16 protein-coding genes and 3 pseudogenes are annotated in these 17,578 nt (G+C 69.8%); 15 read left to right on the plus strand and 4 right to left on the minus strand.

The genetic code is table 11. The features are described 5' to 3' along the window. Positions 1–2: 2 nt before the first annotated feature. Positions 3–623, minus strand: coding sequence for a hypothetical protein (locus ACZ5TL_RS38670; protein ID WP_468595459.1), 621 nt, complete (start codon positions 621–623; stop codon positions 3–5). Positions 624–933: 310 nt separating this feature from the next. Between ACZ5TL_RS38670 and ACZ5TL_RS38675 the strand changes: the two are divergent. From ACZ5TL_RS38675 to ACZ5TL_RS38685, 3 genes and pseudogenes are all read left to right on the plus strand, one after another. After that, positions 934–2,031: pseudogene (locus ACZ5TL_RS38675) on the plus strand (IS3 family transposase); the annotation flags it as partial. A 325-nt stretch (positions 2,032–2,356) separates the two neighbouring features. Next, positions 2,357–2,482: a hypothetical protein gene (locus ACZ5TL_RS38680; protein ID WP_468595460.1), complete on the plus strand. Its 126-nt coding sequence runs from the start codon at positions 2,357–2,359 to the stop codon at positions 2,480–2,482. Between the two features lie 108 nt (positions 2,483–2,590). Continuing rightward, positions 2,591–3,802, plus strand: a complete 1,212-nt coding sequence (locus tag ACZ5TL_RS38685) for a YcaO-like family protein (protein WP_468595461.1) — start codon at positions 2,591–2,593, stop codon at positions 3,800–3,802. A gap of 472 nt (positions 3,803–4,274) precedes the next feature. Here the strand turns inward: ACZ5TL_RS38685 and ACZ5TL_RS38690 are convergent. Continuing rightward, a pseudogene (locus ACZ5TL_RS38690) lies at positions 4,275–4,985 on the minus strand (IS256 family transposase); the annotation flags it as partial. Between the two features lie 216 nt (positions 4,986–5,201). On the opposite strand from ACZ5TL_RS38690, the gene ACZ5TL_RS38695 reads away from it, so the two are divergent. The 8 genes and pseudogenes from ACZ5TL_RS38695 (at position 5,202) to ACZ5TL_RS38730 (ending at position 12,743) form a co-directional block, all read left to right on the plus strand. Beyond that, the gene (locus tag ACZ5TL_RS38695; RefSeq protein ID WP_468595462.1) at positions 5,202–5,576 is read left to right on the plus strand and encodes a hypothetical protein; all 375 of its coding nucleotides are present in this window, start codon (positions 5,202–5,204) and stop codon (positions 5,574–5,576) included. Positions 5,577–5,836: 260 nt separating this feature from the next. Beyond that, positions 5,837–7,351 (plus strand): ISL3 family transposase, encoded by a 1,515-nt coding sequence (locus tag ACZ5TL_RS38700; RefSeq protein WP_468595463.1) that lies wholly within the window; start codon positions 5,837–5,839, stop codon positions 7,349–7,351. A 178-nt stretch (positions 7,352–7,529) separates the two neighbouring features. Continuing rightward, positions 7,530–7,859, plus strand: a pseudogene (locus tag ACZ5TL_RS38705) (transposase); the annotation flags it as partial. Between the two features lie 643 nt (positions 7,860–8,502). Further along, positions 8,503–9,606: a flavin-containing monooxygenase gene (locus ACZ5TL_RS38710; RefSeq protein ID WP_468595464.1), complete on the plus strand. Its 1,104-nt coding sequence runs from the start codon at positions 8,503–8,505 to the stop codon at positions 9,604–9,606. 108 nt (positions 9,607–9,714) lie between these two features. Next, positions 9,715–10,335 (plus strand): hypothetical protein, encoded by a 621-nt coding sequence (locus ACZ5TL_RS38715; protein WP_468595465.1) that lies wholly within the window; start codon positions 9,715–9,717, stop codon positions 10,333–10,335. A 56-nt stretch (positions 10,336–10,391) separates the two neighbouring features. Beyond that, positions 10,392–10,904, plus strand: a complete 513-nt coding sequence (locus ACZ5TL_RS38720; protein ID WP_468595466.1) for a DUF998 domain-containing protein — start codon at positions 10,392–10,394, stop codon at positions 10,902–10,904. Continuing rightward, on the plus strand, positions 10,801–11,046 hold the full coding sequence (locus ACZ5TL_RS38725) for a hypothetical protein (protein ID WP_468595475.1): 246 nt from the start codon (positions 10,801–10,803) through the stop codon (positions 11,044–11,046). The genes ACZ5TL_RS38720 and ACZ5TL_RS38725 overlap by 104 nt, the downstream gene beginning before the upstream one ends. A gap of 68 nt (positions 11,047–11,114) precedes the next feature. Continuing rightward, complete coding sequence (locus ACZ5TL_RS38730; protein WP_468595467.1) at positions 11,115–12,743, plus strand: LuxR C-terminal-related transcriptional regulator; 1,629 nt, start codon at positions 11,115–11,117, stop codon at positions 12,741–12,743. Between the two features lie 526 nt (positions 12,744–13,269). Here ACZ5TL_RS38730 and ACZ5TL_RS38735 read toward each other — a convergent pair. After that, positions 13,270–13,680, minus strand: a complete 411-nt coding sequence (locus tag ACZ5TL_RS38735; RefSeq protein WP_468595468.1) for a peptidoglycan-binding domain-containing protein — start codon at positions 13,678–13,680, stop codon at positions 13,270–13,272. 326 nt (positions 13,681–14,006) lie between these two features. On the opposite strand from ACZ5TL_RS38735, the gene ACZ5TL_RS38740 reads away from it, so the two are divergent. The 4 genes from ACZ5TL_RS38740 to ACZ5TL_RS38755 all read left to right on the plus strand — a co-directional run bounded on the left by ACZ5TL_RS38740 (position 14,007) and on the right by ACZ5TL_RS38755 (position 16,940). After that, positions 14,007–14,834, plus strand: a complete 828-nt coding sequence (locus ACZ5TL_RS38740) for a helix-turn-helix domain-containing protein (RefSeq protein WP_468595469.1) — start codon at positions 14,007–14,009, stop codon at positions 14,832–14,834. Beyond that, positions 14,827–15,705, plus strand: a complete 879-nt coding sequence (locus ACZ5TL_RS38745; protein ID WP_468595470.1) for a helix-turn-helix domain-containing protein — start codon at positions 14,827–14,829, stop codon at positions 15,703–15,705. Before ACZ5TL_RS38740 ends, ACZ5TL_RS38745 begins: the two co-directional genes overlap by 8 nt. Further along, positions 15,702–15,941, plus strand: a complete 240-nt coding sequence (locus tag ACZ5TL_RS38750; RefSeq protein ID WP_468595471.1) for a hypothetical protein — start codon at positions 15,702–15,704, stop codon at positions 15,939–15,941. The genes ACZ5TL_RS38745 and ACZ5TL_RS38750 overlap by 4 nt, the downstream gene beginning before the upstream one ends. A gap of 531 nt (positions 15,942–16,472) precedes the next feature. Next, positions 16,473–16,940 carry a hypothetical protein gene (locus tag ACZ5TL_RS38755; RefSeq protein WP_468595472.1) on the plus strand — a complete coding sequence of 156 codons (468 nt, stop codon included), beginning with the start codon at positions 16,473–16,475 and terminating at the stop codon, positions 16,938–16,940. On the opposite strand, the gene ACZ5TL_RS38760 is transcribed toward ACZ5TL_RS38755, so the two are convergent. Further along, on the minus strand, positions 16,912–17,578 hold a 667-nt coding region (locus ACZ5TL_RS38760), incomplete at its 5' end, for an IS5 family transposase (RefSeq protein ID WP_468595473.1). The genes ACZ5TL_RS38755 and ACZ5TL_RS38760 overlap by 29 nt on opposite strands.

Below are 17,578 nucleotides of genomic sequence, written 5' to 3' on the forward strand. Positions count from 1 at the left end.
CGCTAGTCGTACCGGTAGAACTCGACCGCGTCCGCCTTGGCTTGGTACACCTCGGCCAGCAACCTGCGCGCCTGCACCAGCGCTATCGCCACCACGAGCAGCGGCCCCCAGACGAACGGGACGGGCCGCCAGTCCGTGTAGCGGAAACCGCCGAAGCCGGTGAGCGCGATGAGCAGCCAGGCACCCGCCGTGCCCAGAGCGGCGGCGACGGTGATCCGCCAGACCAGGACGCCCCGCTCCCCGCGCCGCACCTGCCGCAGGACCTCGTCAGAGGCGACCAGTGCGATCCGGGGCCAGACCTCGTCGATGACGAGACCGGTGGTGAGGGCAGTACGCCGGTGGAGTTCGTGCACGGCAGCGGACCGGAGGGGCTGTGCGAGACGCCGCCACCAGGTGGGGACGCTGTCCGGAGTCGAGTCCAGTTCGCGCAAGCGGCGCTGCCGTTCCCGTACCCGCTCCCGGTCACGTTCCCAGGCCTGCTCCCGCTCCCAGTCCCACTCGCCCTCCGGGGACGACCACCCAGGCCCGTACCCGTCATGCCCGCGTGACAGTCGGCCGGAGCGGTCCGGACGCCCCGGAGGCCCGGCCTCCTCCTGAGCCAGCCCACGTACACGCCGGGCCATTTCGGCCGTCCAGGCCCCGGCTGTCCGTTGTCTGTCCACAGCAGTACGACGTTCTGCACCAGCAGCAGAGCGGCGCCGGCCACGGCCAGCCAGCCGACCCGCAGCAGCCGTTCGCCGGAGTCCGCCGCGCTCCACGGCTCCCCGTGGGACATCGCCCACGCGACACTGGCCAGCGGAATCAGGATCCCGGCGAGCTGCGCCCCGGGCGGAGCCGTCCGGCCGCGACCGCCGGCGGTCCTTCGACGGAGGGCGGAGGTGAGGGAGAGCGCACCGACGACGAGCAGCGGACCGCCCACCGCGACACCGCCCGCCACCCGGCGTCACGCAGGAACAGATCGCCGCCGCCTTCGGGGTCCACCCGATCACGTTGTCGAAGTGGCTGCGCCGCGCCGAGACCGATGACGGCGCCAGGCCCGCAACGACGTCGGGTGAGTCGGCCGAGCTGCGCGAGGCCCGCAAGCGGATCCGGTTGCCGGAGCAGGAGAACGAGGTGCTCAGGAGGGCTGCGGCGTATCTGTCGCAGGCGAACCTGCGTCCGTGAGCTGGCCGCCGCCGATGCCCCTTACCGGGTGCCGGTGGCGGTGACGTGCCGGGTGCTCGGGCTGGCCCGCCAGCCCTGCTACCGGTGGCTGGCCCACCCTGCCACCGACGCCGAACTGACCCAGGCATACCGGGCCAACGCCCTGTTCGACGCGCACCGCGACGATCCCGAGTTCGGGCACCGCTTCCTTCTCGACGAGGCCCGCGCCGCCGGTGAGGCGATGGCCGAGCGGACCGCCTGGCGGATCTGCCGGGACAACGGCTGGTGGAGTGCCTTCGGCAAACGCAGGGGCCGCGGGAAGAACGCCAAAGCCGGGCCACCGGTCCACGATGACCTGGTGCGGCGGAACTTCACCGCGGACGGGCCGAACCGGTTGTGGCTCACGGACATCACCGAGCACGCGACCGGCGAGGGCAAGCTGTATCTGTGCGCCGTCAAGGACGTGTACTACGGCCGCATCGTGGGTTATTCCATCGACGCCCGGATGAAGTCCCGCCTCGCGGTGGACGCGCTGGAGTCCGCCGTCGCCCGCCGCGGCCCCGCTGCGGGATGCATCGTGACTCCGACCGCGGATCGCAATTCAGGTCCCGCAAGGTCGCCGCCGTCCTCACCCGGCACGGCCTGGTCGGCTCAATGGGCCGGGTCGGGGCCGCCGGCGACAACGCCGCAATGGAGAGCTTCTTCGCACTGCTGCGGAAGAACGTCCTCGACCGCCGCGTCTGGGCCACCCGCCAGGAATTGCAGATCGCGATCGTCACCTGGATCGAGCGGACCTACCACCGGCGCCGACGGCAACGACGCCTGGGCCGATTGACCCCCGTCGAGTACGAGACCATCGTGACCCCACCCGCAGCTCTGGCTGCATAAATCGCCGCTGTCACCCGATCACGCAGCAGTCCCCACGGCGACGCCGCCCCCTCAGGTGTCTGTCGGTCGCTGCTGCGGTCGGCTGTGGACGGTGATGGTGCTGGTCGTGCAGACCGATGCACCATTCTGGCCTTCGGTCGGGACGGGCGTTGTCCCGACGTCGGCACACGGGCGGCGTCAGGCCCACGCGTCAGCGATGCCCCGCGCACCGTGCGCCCGTGCGCCCTCCAAACGCCTCCTGCCTGACGGCTCGAGTGCTCCTACCCTGATCGGAGCGGTGGGCCCACTGCCGCTGTCAGGAAACAGTCGGACTACGGAGGTAACCATGGCTGGAATCAACGGCGACATGGCGGTTGTCCAGCAGCCGGAGGGAACGCTGCTGACGACGACCGAAGAGGAACTCGCAACCGAGCTGGCAAGGGCCACGCCGGCGGAAGCGGACGAGGCCTGAAGGGTGCCGTCCGGTGGGGGTAGCGACAGTGCTCGTACGCTCCGGCCGTCGGCGGGCGTGGCGACGTCGGCGCTCGCCCCACCGGACGGCGCCGGTACGGGCCCGGCCATGGCTGCTCTCCAACGGGCGGCGCAGAGCGTGGGACTGCGTCCGCACTGGCGGCAGCACGCCCGTGTAGAAGGCGCGGCGTCCCTCTGGGCGTGCGAGTTGACCGACGTCACCGGCGAGCCGGTACCGAATGGGTACGGCATGGGCAAAGGGCGCGCACGGGGAGAGGCACGGCTGCGGGGGCTCAGCGAGGCGCTGGAGCGCTTCCTGACCGGCCCGCCCAGCCTGGACGTCGCAGCCGTCCGCTTCGCCACCGCAGGACAGCTGGCCGACGGCCTGCTCGCCGAGGAGGCGAGCGCACCACTGCTCAGGCAGGCTCCCGACAGCGAACTCGCCTGCCACACCTACCAGTCGCTGCACCCTGGACGGGACGACGCGGACATCCCTGTCTACCTGGGCGCCCCCTGGTACCCGGGCCAGGACGGGCAAGTACACCGTGACCGGGTCGGCGACCGTACCGACTACCACGCATTGTCCAGGTACTCCGTCAATTCCGGCTACGGTCTGGCCCCCACTCGGGACCAGGCCACCGTCCATGCCCTGCTGGAGACCGTCGAACGCGACGCCTGCTCCCTGCTGACCATCCGGACGCTCATATCCGGTCATCAGGCAACCGTCCTCGACCCGCGTACTCTCCCCGGCGACCTCGCCGCCCTGCATGCCCGGGTGCAGCGCGAGACCGATGCCACCGTCCATCTCCTCGACGCCACCAGCGACCTGGGCATACCCACCGTTCTCGCCTACTGCACCCCGCGCGGCCGACGTCCCTATCTCCGTGGCCATGCCGCCTCCCTCACCCCTCGCGATGCCGTCACCAGGGCGCTCACCGAACTCCTCGAATCCACCGTTGTCCACCGCGGCGCTCTGGCCAGGCCCGTTTCGCTGACCCTGCTGGAGCCATACCCAGCCTTGCACCGGTGCGCCCGCTTCGATCTCACGCGCCCCCTTCGGCGGGCGCGCGCTGTGCCGTTCCCCGACGGGCCGTCTCCCGCCGGACCCTCCGCCGACCCGGGTGCGCAGCTCAAAGAACTCCTCGCCCGGCTGGCCGCGGGCGGGTTCACCGCTTACCGACGCCACGTGGCGGAACTGCCGGGTGAGGTGAGCGCCGTCCAGACGGTGGTGCCCGGCCTGGAGCGGTTCTTCGCCGTCGTCAAAGGGGCGCTCGTCGTTCCTGGCCGACGCGGCCGGTCGTTGCTGTCCAGGGCACCGTGACACCGTCGTCCCGGCCCGGGCTGCAAGGCACCCATGAGATCGAAGCGGTGCGGACAGGGCGTGTCCTGAGCCTCGAAGCACTACGCTGAGCACAGCGACTTCTGTCAGGCTGGGAGGCGGTTCTTCGAACCCGGGGGCCGGCCCGGGCCGGTACGGTTTCGGTGCACCGGCTGGTGACCCGGGAGGCTGTCGCGTAACTGCTGTCCGGCAGTGGTCCAGAGCTTGTTCTGGCTTTGAAGTCGAAGAGTTTGCGGAGGTTGTGGACCGCTCCGAAGAATTGATCTCGGCGTCCACGCCCTCGTGTTCGCGGTAATTAATCCGACGACCGAATCGTTGGAAGAACTGGGCGAATCCGGGCCCCCAGGGCACTTCGTTGCCGGTACTGCTGCCGGCCCGGAGGTGTGGCGAGGCTGGCTGCCAATTCGCGCTGGCCGCCGCGAGGGCCTTCGCGTTGTAACTGGGGTAGTTGGGGCTACTGACGGGCCGCCGAGAGGCGGCCATCGAAGGTGATGTCGAAAGCGTTCAGTGCGGTCTTCCAGCGCATGGTCCAGCGAGCCTGGCCCTTGCCGGTGGGATCGAGCGACATGATCGCCATGTAGACGCACTTCAACGCTGCTTGCTCGCTCGGGAAGTGCCCTCGGGCCTTGACCGCCCGGCGGATCCGCGCGTTCACCGACTCGATCGCATTCGTCGTGCAGACGATGCGGCGGATCTCGGTGTCGAACCGCAGGAACGGGGTGAACTCCTCCCAGGCGTTCTCCCACAGTTTCACGATCGCCGGAAACTTCCGGCCCCAGGCGTAGGCGAACTCGGCGAACCGGTCCAGGGCAGCCTCTTCGGTGGGGGCGGTGCAGACGGGCTTGAGGAGCTTGGCGATCTTGTCCCAGTCCTGGCGGGCGGCATAGCGGAAGGAGTTCCGCAGCAGGTGGACCACGCAGGTCTGCACGATCGTCTGCGGCCAGACGGTCTCCACCGCCTCAGGAAGGCCCTTCAGCCCGTCGCAGACCAGCATGAGGACGTCGCTGACGCCGCGGTTCTTTATCTCGGTGAGGATGTGCAGCCAGTGCTTGGCACCCTCATCGCCGTCGCCGGCCCACAGCCCCAGGATCTCCCGCCGGCCCTCAGCCGTGACCGCCAGGGCCACGTAGATGGGCCGGTTGGCGACCGCGCCGTCACGGATCTTGGTTCTGTCGACGATCTTGTGATCCGGACGGTTGAGCATGTTGCTCCGCCTGTTCACGATCACGCATCGCGTGCTCTCATGATGTTCTCCTCGAGCTGTTTCCGTACCTGTCCGCGTTGCTGATCGAGGAGGTCGAGCGGCGACCGGACGAAGTAGTGCTGAGAACGCGGGTGCGGGCGACGACTGGTTCCTGTCGGTGCGGAGAGCTCGGCCCGGGTGCACGGTCGGTACGTACGCAGGCTGCGTGATGTCGCCGTGGGCGGGCTCGGTGTCGTGATCGAGTTATGCGTGCGCCGCTTCCGCTGCGAGAACCCTGCCTGCACGGCGGTGACGTTCGCCGAACAGGTCTCGGGACTGACCACCCCGCACAGTCGGCATACCCCGCTGCTGCGCGAGGTGTTGACGCAGATCGGGCTGGCCCTGGCCGGCCGGGCAGGAGCCCGACTGGCGGCCGCGGTCGGCCTCACTATAGGTAAGGACACACTGTTGCGGCTGGTCAGGTCCCTGCCCGAGCCGGAGACCGGCAAGGTGGAGGTCCTCGGTGTCGACGACTTCGCCTTCCGCAAGGGCGCCACTACGGCACGGTATTGATCGACACGGCCACCCACCGGCCGCTGCACCTCTACGACGGCCGCGACGGGGAGGACCTGGCTGCCAACCACCGTCCGCCACTCCGTAGAGGACCTGACGCAAGCCGTTGCCGAGGGGACAGACCCGGCGGAGCGCCTTGCCACAGTCACTCTCGCCCTGCCGACCGTCAGGTCCGCCGTTGATTAGGCCCTGTCTCACATTTGGTGGTGACGGAGAGTTGTCAGGGTCGTTGACCTTCATGTGATGGAGTCAACGAGCTTGTGCAGACGGTGTTTTCGGGTCTGTCCCCGCTGGTCATTGAGGATGTGGTCGACGAGGGTGAGCGGATCGTGGTGCGGGCCCGGACGCCGCTGGACACCGCGGTCTGCCCGGTGTGCGGGGCCTCGTCGGGACGGGTGCACGGCTATCACTGGCGGACGGTGGCCGACGTTCCGGTCGACGGGCGACGGGTGGTGGTCCGCGTGCGGGTGCGGCGTCTGGTGTGTCCCACGCGAGGCTGCCGCCACACCTTCCGCGAGCAGGTGCCCGGGGTGCTGGAGCGATACCAGCGGCGTACCGCTCGTCTGACCAGGCAGGTCAAGGCCGTGGTCAAAGAGTTAGCGGGCCGGGCGGGATCACGTCTGCTGGCGATACTCGCGGTGGGCCTGTCCCGTCACACGGCCCTGCGCACCCTGCTGCGCATCCCGTTGTCCACCGGGCGTGTGCCCCGCGTGATCGGCGTCGACGATTTCGCCCTGCGCCGGCGGCACCGCTATGCCACCGTGGTGATCGACGCCGAAACCCATGAGCGGATCGACGTACTGCCCGACCGCACCGCCGACACGCTGGAAGCCTGGCTGCGCGAGCATCCGGGCATCGAGGTCGTGTGCCGCGACGGCTCAGCCACCTACGCCGAGACCATCCGACGCGCTCTGCCTGACGCGGTGCAAGTCGGTGATCGCTGGCATTTATGGAAGAACCTGTGCGAAGCCGCCCTGAGCGAGGTGAAGGCACACAGCGCCTGCTGGGCCACCGTACTGGACGCGCCGATCTACGACGGGCCCCGCGCTCAGACCACCCTCGAACGCTGGCATCAGGTTCATGGCCTGCTCGACAAGGGCGTGGGCCTGCTCGAATGCGCCCGCCGCCTGCAACTGGCCCTGAACACCGTCAAACGCTACGCCCGAGCCGACCGGCCCGAGCGCATGCTCCGCGTCCCCAAGTACCGTGCCGGCCTGGTCGATCCCTACCGCGAGCACCTGCGCAAACGCCGAAGTGAAGACCCCGGCGTCCCCGTCCAGCACCTCTTCCAAGAGATCAAGACCCTCGGCTTCACGGGCTGCCTGAACCTTCTGCACAAGTACATCAACCAAGGCCGCGCGGACGCCGACCGCAGCCATATCTCGCCACGCCGGCTCGCCCGGATGCTGCTGACCAGGCCCGACAACCTCAAGCCCGAGCAGCACGAGCTCCTGGCCAAGCTCACCGCCGCCTGCCCCGAGATGACCCAACTGGCCGCAGGTATCAGAGACTTCGCCCCGCTCCTTACGCCACACACCGGCAACGCCGATGCGCTCACGCACTGGATCGCCCGAGTCCGGACAGCCGACCTGCCCCACCTACACGCCTTCACCCGGGGCCTGGACCGGGACATCGACGCCGTGATCGCCGGGCTCACGCTTCCGTACAGCAACGGCCCCACCGAGGGCGTCAACACCAAGACCAAACGGATCGCGCGCCAGATGCACGGACGAGCAGGCTTCACCCTGCTCCGCCACCGCATCCTCCTCGGATAACAGCACGCTCCGTCACCACCGAATGTGAGACAGGGCCAAACGTTCGGTGTAACTCCCGGTCATGGAAGATGCATCGATGACCAGTGAGAACGTGTCGGAGTTTGTGGCCGTCGAGCCCACGAAGGCTGTGTCGGTGGAGGCTGTGGACGACCAGCTGATCGACGAGCTGGTGGGCTGAGCCCAGGCCGAGGGGCTGCAGCTGACCGGCGAGGGCGGGCTGTTGCAGCAGCTGATCAAGCGGGTGCTGGAGTCCGCCCTGGAGGGCGAGATCACCGACCATCTCGGCTACGGCAAGCACGACCCAGCGGGCAAGGACGGCGGCAACTCCCGCAACGGAAAACGCTCCAGGACCGTCCTGACCGACGTCGGCCCGGTGGAGATATCCGTGCCCCGCGACCGCGACGGCTCCTTCGAGTCGAAGATCGTCAAGAAGTGGCAGAAGCGCCTGACCGGCGTGGACGAGATGGTCATCTCCCTGTCCGCGAAGGGCCTGACTGAGTCGCGTCTTCCGCGTCGGTCTCGGTGCCGGCGACCAGGATGCGGTCCGGTAGGACGGGTCGCCGACCGCGACAGCCTTGCGGCAGGCGCTTTGAGTCTGGTGTCGCCGTACTTCTTGCGCAGTCCGAGCATTCCCTGGGCGGCCCGGAGCCGATAGAGGGCGTTGACCTCCAACAGCTGGTCGATCACCTCCCGGCAGGCTTCCCCGACCTGCGAGGTTTGGCCGCGGCAGCAGATCGGCGTGCGCATCTGGGCTTCCAGGGCTGTCTTCCAGGCTCCGGCCGGGTCGCTCGCCAGCACATCGGCCCGCCATACGCCGTCCGGGCCGCAGACCTCCAGCTTCGTGCGCCCCGGAGTTGCGGGCGGCGGCCGCGCCGCCGTCGGGCGGGCCCTGCGTCCGTGACCGGTGGCGGGTCGTGCGTCGATCCACCCATCGGGCCGAGGAGGGAATGGGTATCGCGGCCGACGCGCACCGGGCCGTCGGGTTTCTAGCGTAGGCGTCATGAGAAGCCCCGACTCCGGCCGGCGCGCCGCGATGCCGATCCCCGACCCGGACTTTCACCCGGTGCCCTGCGGACACGCGCCGGGGTGCCGCCACGCCGACCTGGTCGCCGGGATCACTCGTGAGTTCCTGGAACCAAGGAGAACGAACCATGACCACCCAACACCTCGAAACCCTGATCATCGGCGCCGGCCAGGCCGGCTTGGCGGTCGGCTACCACCTCCAGCAGCTCGGTCGGGAGTTCCTGATCGTCGACGAGCACGAGCGGATCGGTGACAACTGGCGCTGCCACTACGACAGCCTCAGGCTGTTCACGCCCGCCCGGGCTAATGGCTTGGACGGGATGCCGTTCCCCGGCGACCCGTGGGAGTTTGCGACCAAGGACGAGTTCGCCGAGTACCTCGAGCTGTACGCCGTCACCAACGGCCTGCCGGTGCGGATGCAGACCCGGGTCGATCGGCTCGCGGCCCTAGGGGGCGGAGGTTTCACCGCGGTCCTCGGAGCCGACAAGGTCACCTGCGACAACGTCGTACTGGCGACCGGCACCTTCGGCCGTACGCCACAGATCCCGGCCTTCGCCGCCGACATCACCCCCCGGATCCAACAGCTCCACTCCATCGAGTACCGCCGGCCCTCCCAGCTGCCCGACGGGCCGGCGCTGGTCGTCGGTGCCTCGCACAGTGGGTTGGACATCGCCTACGACCTGGCCGCCGACCGTCCCACCACGCTGGTCGGACCCGACCGCGGGAACATCCCTCTCGAATGGGGCTCGCGGCGGTTCCACGCGGCATTCCCGTTCATCGAGTTCGCCTTCAATCACGTGCTCACCCGGCGCACGCCGATGGGACGCAAGGTGATGCAGAAGATTCGCCACCACGGCGCCCCGCAGCTGCGGGTCAAGCGCCACCATCTGGGCGTGCGCGATGTGGAATGGATCACCGAGCACGTCGTGGGCGTCGCCGACGGGCTACCGCGCCTCGAGGACGGCCGCACCTTCGACGTCGCGAGCATCGTCTGGGCCACCGGGTTCCGGCAGGTCTACGACTGGATCGACCTCCCGCTGCCGATCGAGGACGGGTGGCCGGTGGAATACCGCGGCGTGGTCGAGTCCGTGCCGGGCCTCTACTTCTGCGGCCTGGCGTTCCAGTACGCGTTCGCCTCGGGTGAGATCAATGGCGTCGGCCGGGACGCGGCGTACGTCGCCGACAAGATCGCCGCCCGCACCCGGGCGCGGCAACCCGCGGTCGCGGCTTGAGACGCACTCATGATGATCAGGGAGGTCTGCGATGAACGAGATTCGGGGCCTCCTCGATGGTGACCAGCGCCGCCGCCGCGTCGGGTCCGGCGTCGACAGCCCGCGCGCTTGTCGTCGCTGCCGCACCGGTGCTGCTGCTGGGCGCGCTGCTGTGGCATCCGCTGCTCCCCCGGGAGGCTGCCCGATAGCGCCGGCGCGGCCGAAGCGGCGGCGGCCGACATCACCCGGTGGGGGCTCTCCCACCTCGCCGCGGTCGTCGCGTCCGCCGCGATCGCGCTCGCGTTTGTCGCCGTGCGCGGATTCCTCCGCGAGCGGGGTGACGGGTGGCTCAGCGCGGTCGGGCTCGGGTTCGTGGTGATCGGCAGCACCCTGTACGCGACGCTGCCCGGGATGGAGTTCTCCGCCGTTGCGGCACACGAGACCGGCGCTGATCTGGTGGCGACCCAGGACGCCCTGGTGTCGTGGCTCGTGCCGGTCCTCCTGGTCGGCTCGCTGCTGTTCACCATGGGCACGGTTCTGTCCGCGGTCGCGGTCGCGGTCACCCGGACCGCGACGTTCGGCTTGGTGGCCACCGCCGTGGTCGGCGGCGCGCTGGTCGTGTTCGGGCTCACCCGGCTGGTGCCGGCCGGTGTGGTGCAGTTCTACGTACAGCCGGCCGCGGCACTGCTGGCTCTGCTGCCGTTGGCGGTCGTGATCGGGGCTGGGCGACGGGCTGCCCCGACCCGCTGACGGACGTCTCGTGAGCGCCATGGACGGGCACCGCTGTGCGAGGGGCCGGAGGAATCATGCGGATCGGCGGAATCACCGGTCCGCTCGTCTTCACCGCCAGCTCCGTCGTACAGAACATCCTGGGCTCCGACGACGACTGGCTCCACGAACCCGTCAGTTCCTTGTGCGCCGGCAGTCTCGGCTGGATCCAGAGCCTCAACTTCGCGGCTTCGGGTTCTGCTTGCTGCTGCTCGCCTGCGGACGGCACCGCGGTGCGGTATCGAACCCGCGCGGCTCGGGTGTCTGGGATCGTCCTGCTGGTGGCCGTCGGCTGTGGGCTCCTCACCGCGGCAGCCTTCCCGCTCGCAAGGGACACGACCGGGGAGATCTACGACCCCGGCCTCCACTGGGTCGATGGGTTGCTCTTCTTCGGTGGCTCACCCGGGCGTTCCTGGTGCTCTCCCGGCAGCTGGCGGCGGATCCGCGGTGGAGATCGCCTCGGCGTACCCGCTGGCCGTCGTCGTCCTCTCCTTCAGGAGCACCATGGCGCTCCACCTGCTGGAGCGTCCGACATACGCGCCGCTCCATGACTACGGGGGCCTGGTTCAGCGGGCAATCATCCCGGTGCTGACCTTCCCGTGTGACCGTGGCCTCGGCATCGCAGGCCGCCAGTGGGGCGAAACCCTGGCCGCCTACGGGGAGCACACTTTCAAGGTCTTTGACACCCGTTGATCATCCAGGCGAGGAAATGCTGCGGATCACGAGCGTCGAAGACTAGCCTCGAATCGAGGTGGTGCGAGATGAGCATGGTCGACGATCTACGCCGAGCCCGTGAGGAGTACGAGCGCCAGGAGTGGGTGGCGGCGTACCGCGCTCTCTCCGACCTGGACGAGACCGAGCTTCAGGCCGACGACTTCATGGCGCTGGCGGTCACCGCGCACCTCCTGGGCCACCGCAACGACTGCGTCCAGGCGCTGCAACGGGCGTTCCAGGCCTACCGTGACAGGGACGATACCCTCGGTGCGGTGCGCGCGGCGTACTGGCTGACCGTAGTCCTGTGGCAGGGCGGCGAGGTCGCCATCGGCAGTGGCTGGCTAGCCCGGGCCGAGCGGCTGCTCGACGACCACGGCGGGGATGTGGTGGAGCGTGGCTACCTGCTCGAGCGGGCCACCATGGGGCACATCTTCAAGGGAGAGTTCGCCGAGGCCTTCGTTGCCGTGCCAAAGGTCACCGAGTGCGGCCGACGGTTCGACGACCCCGACCTGACAGCTATGGGCCTCCACATGGAGGGTCGGATGAAGATCTTCGCGGGCCAGGTCGCCGACGGGCTGAGCCTCCTCGACGAGGCGATGGTCTCGGTCCTGGCCGGGGAGGTCTCACCCATCTTCTCCGGGGTGATCTACTGCTCGTCGGTCGAAGCCTGCCAGCAGATCTCCGACTTCGGCCGGATGGGCGAGTGGACTCACGCGCTGACCACTTGGTGCGACGGCCAGCCCGGCCTGGTCGCGTTCACCGGTCAGTGTGCGGTCCACCGCGGCCAGCTGATGCGACTGCACGGCGCCTATCGCGACGCCGTCAGGGAACTCGAGCGCGCGGTCGGGCGGTACGCCGCGGCCGGCGGAGACCTGGCGGTCGGTCAGGCCCACTACGAGCGGGGTGAGACCCTCCGGCTTCGCGGCGACCACAACGCTGCGGAGGCTGCCTTCGCGGAGGCTGCCGAGTTCGGCCACTCGGCCCAGCCCGGCCGGGCACTGCTGTGGCTGGAGCACGGCCGACGGGATGCGGCGTCGGCCGCGATCCACCGTGTGGTGGCCGAGGTACACGATCCCGTCCACCGGTCGCAGATGCTCCCGGCGGCGGTCGAGGTGCTGGTGGCTACCGGCGAGGTAGACACGGCAGCACCCCTTGCCGAGGAGCTGGGGCAGATCGGGAGCTCGTTCGGGTGCTCGGCGCTGCAGGCATCGGGGCAGTACGCCGCCGCGACCGTCGCCCTGGCCCGGGGCGAGGCGGATCGCGGGTTCGTCTGCGCGCGGCAGGCGGCCGAGACCTGGGCGCAGCTCTCCGCGGTGTACGAGGTGGCCCGCTCCCGGGTGCTCGTCGGGCGCGCGCTCCGGCTGCTGGGTGACGAGGAGTCGGCCGCGGCCGACCTGAGCGCGGCCCGGAGGGCGTTCGCGGAGATGGGTGCGAAGCCGGCGGAGCAGGAGGTCGCGGCGCTGTTGGGCGAGGAGAAGGTTCCCGGCGGGCTGAGCCCCCGGGAGGTCGAGGTCCTCCGGCTGGTGGCGGCGGGCAAGAGCAACCCGGAGATCGCCGAGAGCCTGGTGCTCTCGGAGAAAACCGTGGCCCGGCACCTGTCCAACATCTTCGCCAAGCTCGATGTCGGCTCCCGAACCGCGGCCGCGGCGTTCGCCTACGAGCATCACCTGGTCTGAGCCGCTCTTCGTTCTGAGCAGTCCCGGCTAGTTGGCAGGCCGTCGAGGGGGCGTTGACGCTGTCCCAGTAGTCCTCGCCGAAAAACAACGGAGTAGCCGCTGACCTGGGCCGTTTCCGTGGAAAGATGTGACGAGCACGCCCGGATGAGACGCCTTTCCTCCTGCTGGTACGTGGGAGGTTCTGCAGCCCGGCGCCGGGCTCGGCGGTGGCCACGGTCCGCAGGGGCCGGTGTCCCTGGTCGTCGAGCTGGGCGAGTTCGTGCTCGTAGCCGACGGTGATGGAGCCGTAGTAGTTGACCACCGAGCTGCGGGCCAGCTGAGATGTGTGCCAGGACCTCGGCGTCCACCTCGCGGCCGGCGCCGCGCAGTTCGTCTTCCATGCCCCCGCTTCCGCTCGGCGACCTCGACCCCTACGAACACCTCCTTCACCCCGAGTTGCCGCCCCGTCGCGACTCGCCCTGGCTCGGCCAGACGGTACGAGGCCCCTACCGGAGGCGGTCCACAGTCCAGCGCGTCTTCGTCACGGTCAGCAGTAGAGACGGCGGAGGCGGGGCCAGGTCTCCTCGCCGACCACACCGTCCTCGTCCAGGCTGCCCTTGCAGGCGTCGTTGTAGATTTCTTGGAACCTCTTCGCCGCTGCCTTGGAGTTGCGGCCGAAGATGCCGTCGACCGTCCCCGGGTTGTAGCCGTGGTACTTCAGGATGCACTGCGCTTCCTTGCCGGCGGCGGTCACCTGCGAGGAGGAGGGGATGACGGTGTCGCCGTTGTAGTAACCGGCGGAGAGCCGGCCGCTGGAACTCATGTTGACGTCGCACGGGTAGGCCGCGGCGGTGCCGGTTCCGGCTGCGACGGCGACGCCCCCGGTGGCCGTGCCGCCCACCAGGGTGAGGGAGGCGAGCATGATCGCGGTGCGTCTGCGGGCTGCGCTGAGTGCCATGGGGGACCCCCGGAATGGGTGTGGTCTGGATATCGGTCGTGTTCGGCGGACGGCCCGGGTGAACCGTGCCGTCCGGTCGAACGAGAGCCATGCTGGAGGGTCGGGCTCCCCACCGGCCACAGAACCCGCCCGGTTGGGACAGCACGGGATGCATCCCACTCTGACCTGCTGGGACGTCATGCGGGACGACGCGGCTGCGGGACGTGGGGGTGGCGTGAAGGCGCGAGGGACGAGCGGGATGGGGAACATGTGTCCGGACGGTCGTATCTCCGTACGCTTAGCCACGCTGAAGCTGCACACAAAGGAGCGCGCGAAGGGGGTGGGGCATGGCGCGTTGGAAGGCGCTGCCCGAGTCGTTGGATCCTCGGATCCGGCAACTCGTGGTGCAGCTCCGACAGTTGAAGGACCACAGCGGTCTGAGCCTGGCCGCACTGGCGAGCAGGACCTCGTACAGCAAGTCGTCGTGGGAGCGTTACCTCAACGGGAAGGCGGTGCCGCCCCGGCACGCCGTCGAGGCCATGGCGGACGCATGCGGCGGTGATCGGATCAACCTGACGGCACTGTGGGAGGTGGCCACATCCGCTGTCGTACCGGACCCCGCACCGCCGGGTCCGCAGGAGCGGCCGGGGCAGGAGGCGGCGCGAGAGGAGGAGCGGACACAGGAACCCGCGCAGCCGCACGAGACGGCATCCCCGAGCGAGCGGAAGGGCTCCGGCCGACCCCTGCCCAGGGGTCCGCTGGTCATGGCGTCGGCGGCCGCCGTCGTGGTGGTGCTCGCGGCGGCGGCCCTGCTGGCCGCACGGCCCTGGGAGTCGGCGGCGGAGCCGCGCGAGCAGGGCAGGAGCTCGGGCGTGCCGACCCCCACGTACTCCGCGCGGACGTTCCCGTGCTACTTCACGGTGCGCGACGGCCTTCTGTACGCCGGGCACAGCACGACCCTGACCGACGAGTACGGCGTCGGAACCACCGTCGAGGCGGTCGCGGAGGTGCAGTGCCTGGTCAAGAAGCACGGCTTCGACCCGAAGGGGATCGACGCGTCGTTCGGGCCCAACACCAAGGCCGCGGTCCAAAGGTTCCAGCGATCCCGTGGACTCGACGACGACGGCATCGTTGGTCCGATGACCTGGCGCGAACTCAGGAAACCGGGTGGCTGAGGGCGCTCGGCCGCAGCCGAGCGGCATATCGCAGCCGACCGCGCCCGAGGTCCGCCACCTCCTGGAGCGGCTGCGGGAAGCCAAGGACGGAACCGGACTGAGCTTCGCCACGCTGGCGGCCAGAACCTCGTACAGCAAGTCGTCGTGGGAGCGCTATCTCAACGGCAAGACGCTGCCGCCCCGCGACGCGGTGGAGGCGCTCGCGAAGCTGAGCGGCGCGGATCCGGCGAGAATGCTGGCACTGTGGCGGCTCGCCGACCGTGCCTGGAGCGGACGGGACACGCGCGACACCGCGGCCGGAGGGGAGACCGGAGAAGGGAAGACCAGGCGCGAAAGCGCGGTGGACTCCCCGGCGAGGGCGGACGTCCGGACCGACACGCCACCGCTCGCCCCGAGGGAACGGAACCTGAGCCGCAGGACGGTGGTGGTCGCGGCGGCGGGGGCCGCTCTGGCCGCCGCGCTGGGCGCGGGGACCTGGGCATGGACGCACGGCGGCGGGCGTGAGGAGGCAGCGCCCCGGCTGAGCACAGGCCCGTGCCGAGGCGAGAGCTGCACGGGCCGCAACTCCGAACAAGGGGACACGGACTGCTGGACGGACGCGGACACGCGTGCGCGGCGGGAGATCGCCGGCCGGGTCGTGGAACTGCGCATCAGCCTGATGTGCCGGGCGTCATGGGGCCGGATCACCGAACCGCGGCGCGGGGACCGCGTGTGGGTCGAGACCACCGACGAGCAGCACCAGTCGGGGCAGGTCGCCGTACCGAACCGTGCCATCTACACCCTGATGATCGGCATCGAGCGGCCGTCTGACGCGCGGGCCTGCTTCGAGTTGGCCGGTGGACGGTCCGGTTGCACTCCCTGGGGGCGTTGAGCGGATGCCGGCCGCACCCCGCCGGTCTGCCGACCACGCCCTTCGGCGTAGACGTCGCCCTGAGCCTCCACCCGGTCCACCAGTCATCCGTTCGCGACACCCTCCGCCTGGAGGTCACCGACATGCTCTCCACCCCCGACCAGCCAGGTACCCAGCGCGCCGCGTATCTCCGCAGCCACCGCGATCTGCTCCGGCTCCACCGCCGCGTCGCGGACGGCAATGCGACTGAAGGCTGAGGTCTGCTCCCCACCCTCGACCTCAGCTGACCCACACCAGGAGGCGCATCGACGAACCCACTGTGCTCTACGCGCCGGACACCCGCAGCAACGCTCCAAACCGTGGCCCGCGGCGACAACCTCCCCTCGAAGACCAGCTCCGGCACTGGTCCGAGAAACTCCGCCGCCGCTGACGAATCAGCCCGCCCAGCCGATGTCACGCACCTCGATCGCACCGGCGTGGGGCGGGTACCGGATCCTGCAGCGCCGTCCGAACACCTCCCGAATCTCCTCCACGGAGCCCAGGTCACGTACATCGGGCCAGGCGCATTCCTGGCGACGTATCTGGGTCCAGCACGGCATCGCACACCGCCAACCATGCACGAGCTCGTTAGCTGGCTCGCGAGGGACTGAAGCGAGACAATGAGGATTGAGACGCCATCCGCTTTCCGAACGTGGTCGGTTGGTTCGGGGTGGGTGGGCATGAACTCCGGCCGGGGGCGGGAGAGATGGGCGTGGTTCGTCCGCTCGTCTGGCTCGTGGAGGTGGCTGGTGCCGTCGGTGCTCGGTCTGCTGGAGGCCCGGGAGAAGAGGGTCCGGGAAGAGATCGCGGGGTTGCGGGAGGAGGCCGAGCGGGTGCAGGCCGCGCTCGGGGAGGCGGAACGCTCGCTTCAGGGGCTGGTGGATGCCCGGGCGACGGTGGCCGAGGTGCTGGCCGAGCCGTCTTCGGCGGTAGCGGAGCCGGTGCGGGGCGCGATGGCGGGTTCGCCGGTGCCGCACCGGAGTGAAGGCATGCCGGCGTCGGTGCTCGCGGCGGACTACCGGCGGATCGTGTCGGTGCTGGAGTCGGCGGGCCGGGAGGGGATGCGCTGCCAGCAGCTGGCCGTGGCCCTGGGCCTTCAGGCGGTCCCGGCGAAGGTTGAGGGAGTGCGGTCGAAGGCGAAACGCCTGGTGGAGCGGGGCTGGGCCCTGCAGATGCGGCCGGGGGTGTTCACCGCGCTCGCGGTGTCGGCCGGCTGAGACCGGCTGGGCGGCGGCGTCCGGCCAGGCGGCCGCTCATGAGCATGGTCATCGACCACAGCACCATGGCCTCGTGCATGGCGGGCAGCCTCTCGTAGTCGCGCACCAGGCGGCGCGAGCGCATCAGCCAGCTCAGCGTTCTTTCCACCACCCACCTGCGTGGCAGCACCACGAACCCGGTCGTGTCGTCAGTGCGCTTGACGATGTCGAGGGTGAGCTGGAGTTTCTCGGCCGCCCAGTCGACCAGGCGCCCGGCATAGCCGCCGTCCGCCCACACCAGGCGGACGGAGAAGTACGTCTTGCGAAGCCGCTCCAGCAGTGGGACGGCGGCGTCGCGGTCCTGCACGCTCGCCGCGGTCACCGCGACGGCCAGGACGAGGCCGAGGCAGTCCACCACCAGGTGCCGCTTGCGGCCGCCCACCTTCTTCCCGCCGTCCCAGCCGGAGGTGGAGCGCGGGATGTTCGCCGCTGCCCGCACCGACTGTGAGTCCACGATGGCAGCCGTCGGATCCGGGGAACGGCCTTCCCTCTGGCGGATCTTGTCGCGCAGCCGGTCGTGGAGCTCGGCGAGCAGACCCGTGACCTGCCAGCGGCGGGCGAAAGCATGCACGCGCCGATATGGCGGGAAGTCCGCGGGG

Source organism: Streptomyces sp. NPDC033136 (genome assembly GCF_055578235.1).

What these genes read in the sequence shown, in the direction of transcription:
- ACZ5TL_RS38670 (WP_468595459.1), bottom strand. Translation starts at nt 623, where the DNA reads ATGGCCCGGCGTGTACGTGGGCTGGCTCAGGAGGAGGCCGGGCCTCCG.
- ACZ5TL_RS38680 (WP_468595460.1), top strand. Translation starts at nt 2,357, where the DNA reads ATGGCTGGAATCAACGGCGACATGGCGGTTGTCCAGCAGCCGGAGGGA.
- ACZ5TL_RS38685 (WP_468595461.1), top strand. Translation starts at nt 2,591, where the DNA reads ATGGCTGCTCTCCAACGGGCGGCGCAGAGCGTGGGACTGCGTCCGCAC.
- ACZ5TL_RS38710 (WP_468595464.1), top strand. Translation starts at nt 8,503, where the DNA reads ATGACCACCCAACACCTCGAAACCCTGATCATCGGCGCCGGCCAGGCC.
- ACZ5TL_RS38720 (WP_468595466.1), top strand. Translation starts at nt 10,392, where the DNA reads ATGCGGATCGGCGGAATCACCGGTCCGCTCGTCTTCACCGCCAGCTCC.
- ACZ5TL_RS38730 (WP_468595467.1), top strand. Translation starts at nt 11,115, where the DNA reads ATGAGCATGGTCGACGATCTACGCCGAGCCCGTGAGGAGTACGAGCGC.
- ACZ5TL_RS38735 (WP_468595468.1), bottom strand. Translation starts at nt 13,680, where the DNA reads ATGGCACTCAGCGCAGCCCGCAGACGCACCGCGATCATGCTCGCCTCC.
- ACZ5TL_RS38740 (WP_468595469.1), top strand. Translation starts at nt 14,007, where the DNA reads ATGGCGCGTTGGAAGGCGCTGCCCGAGTCGTTGGATCCTCGGATCCGG.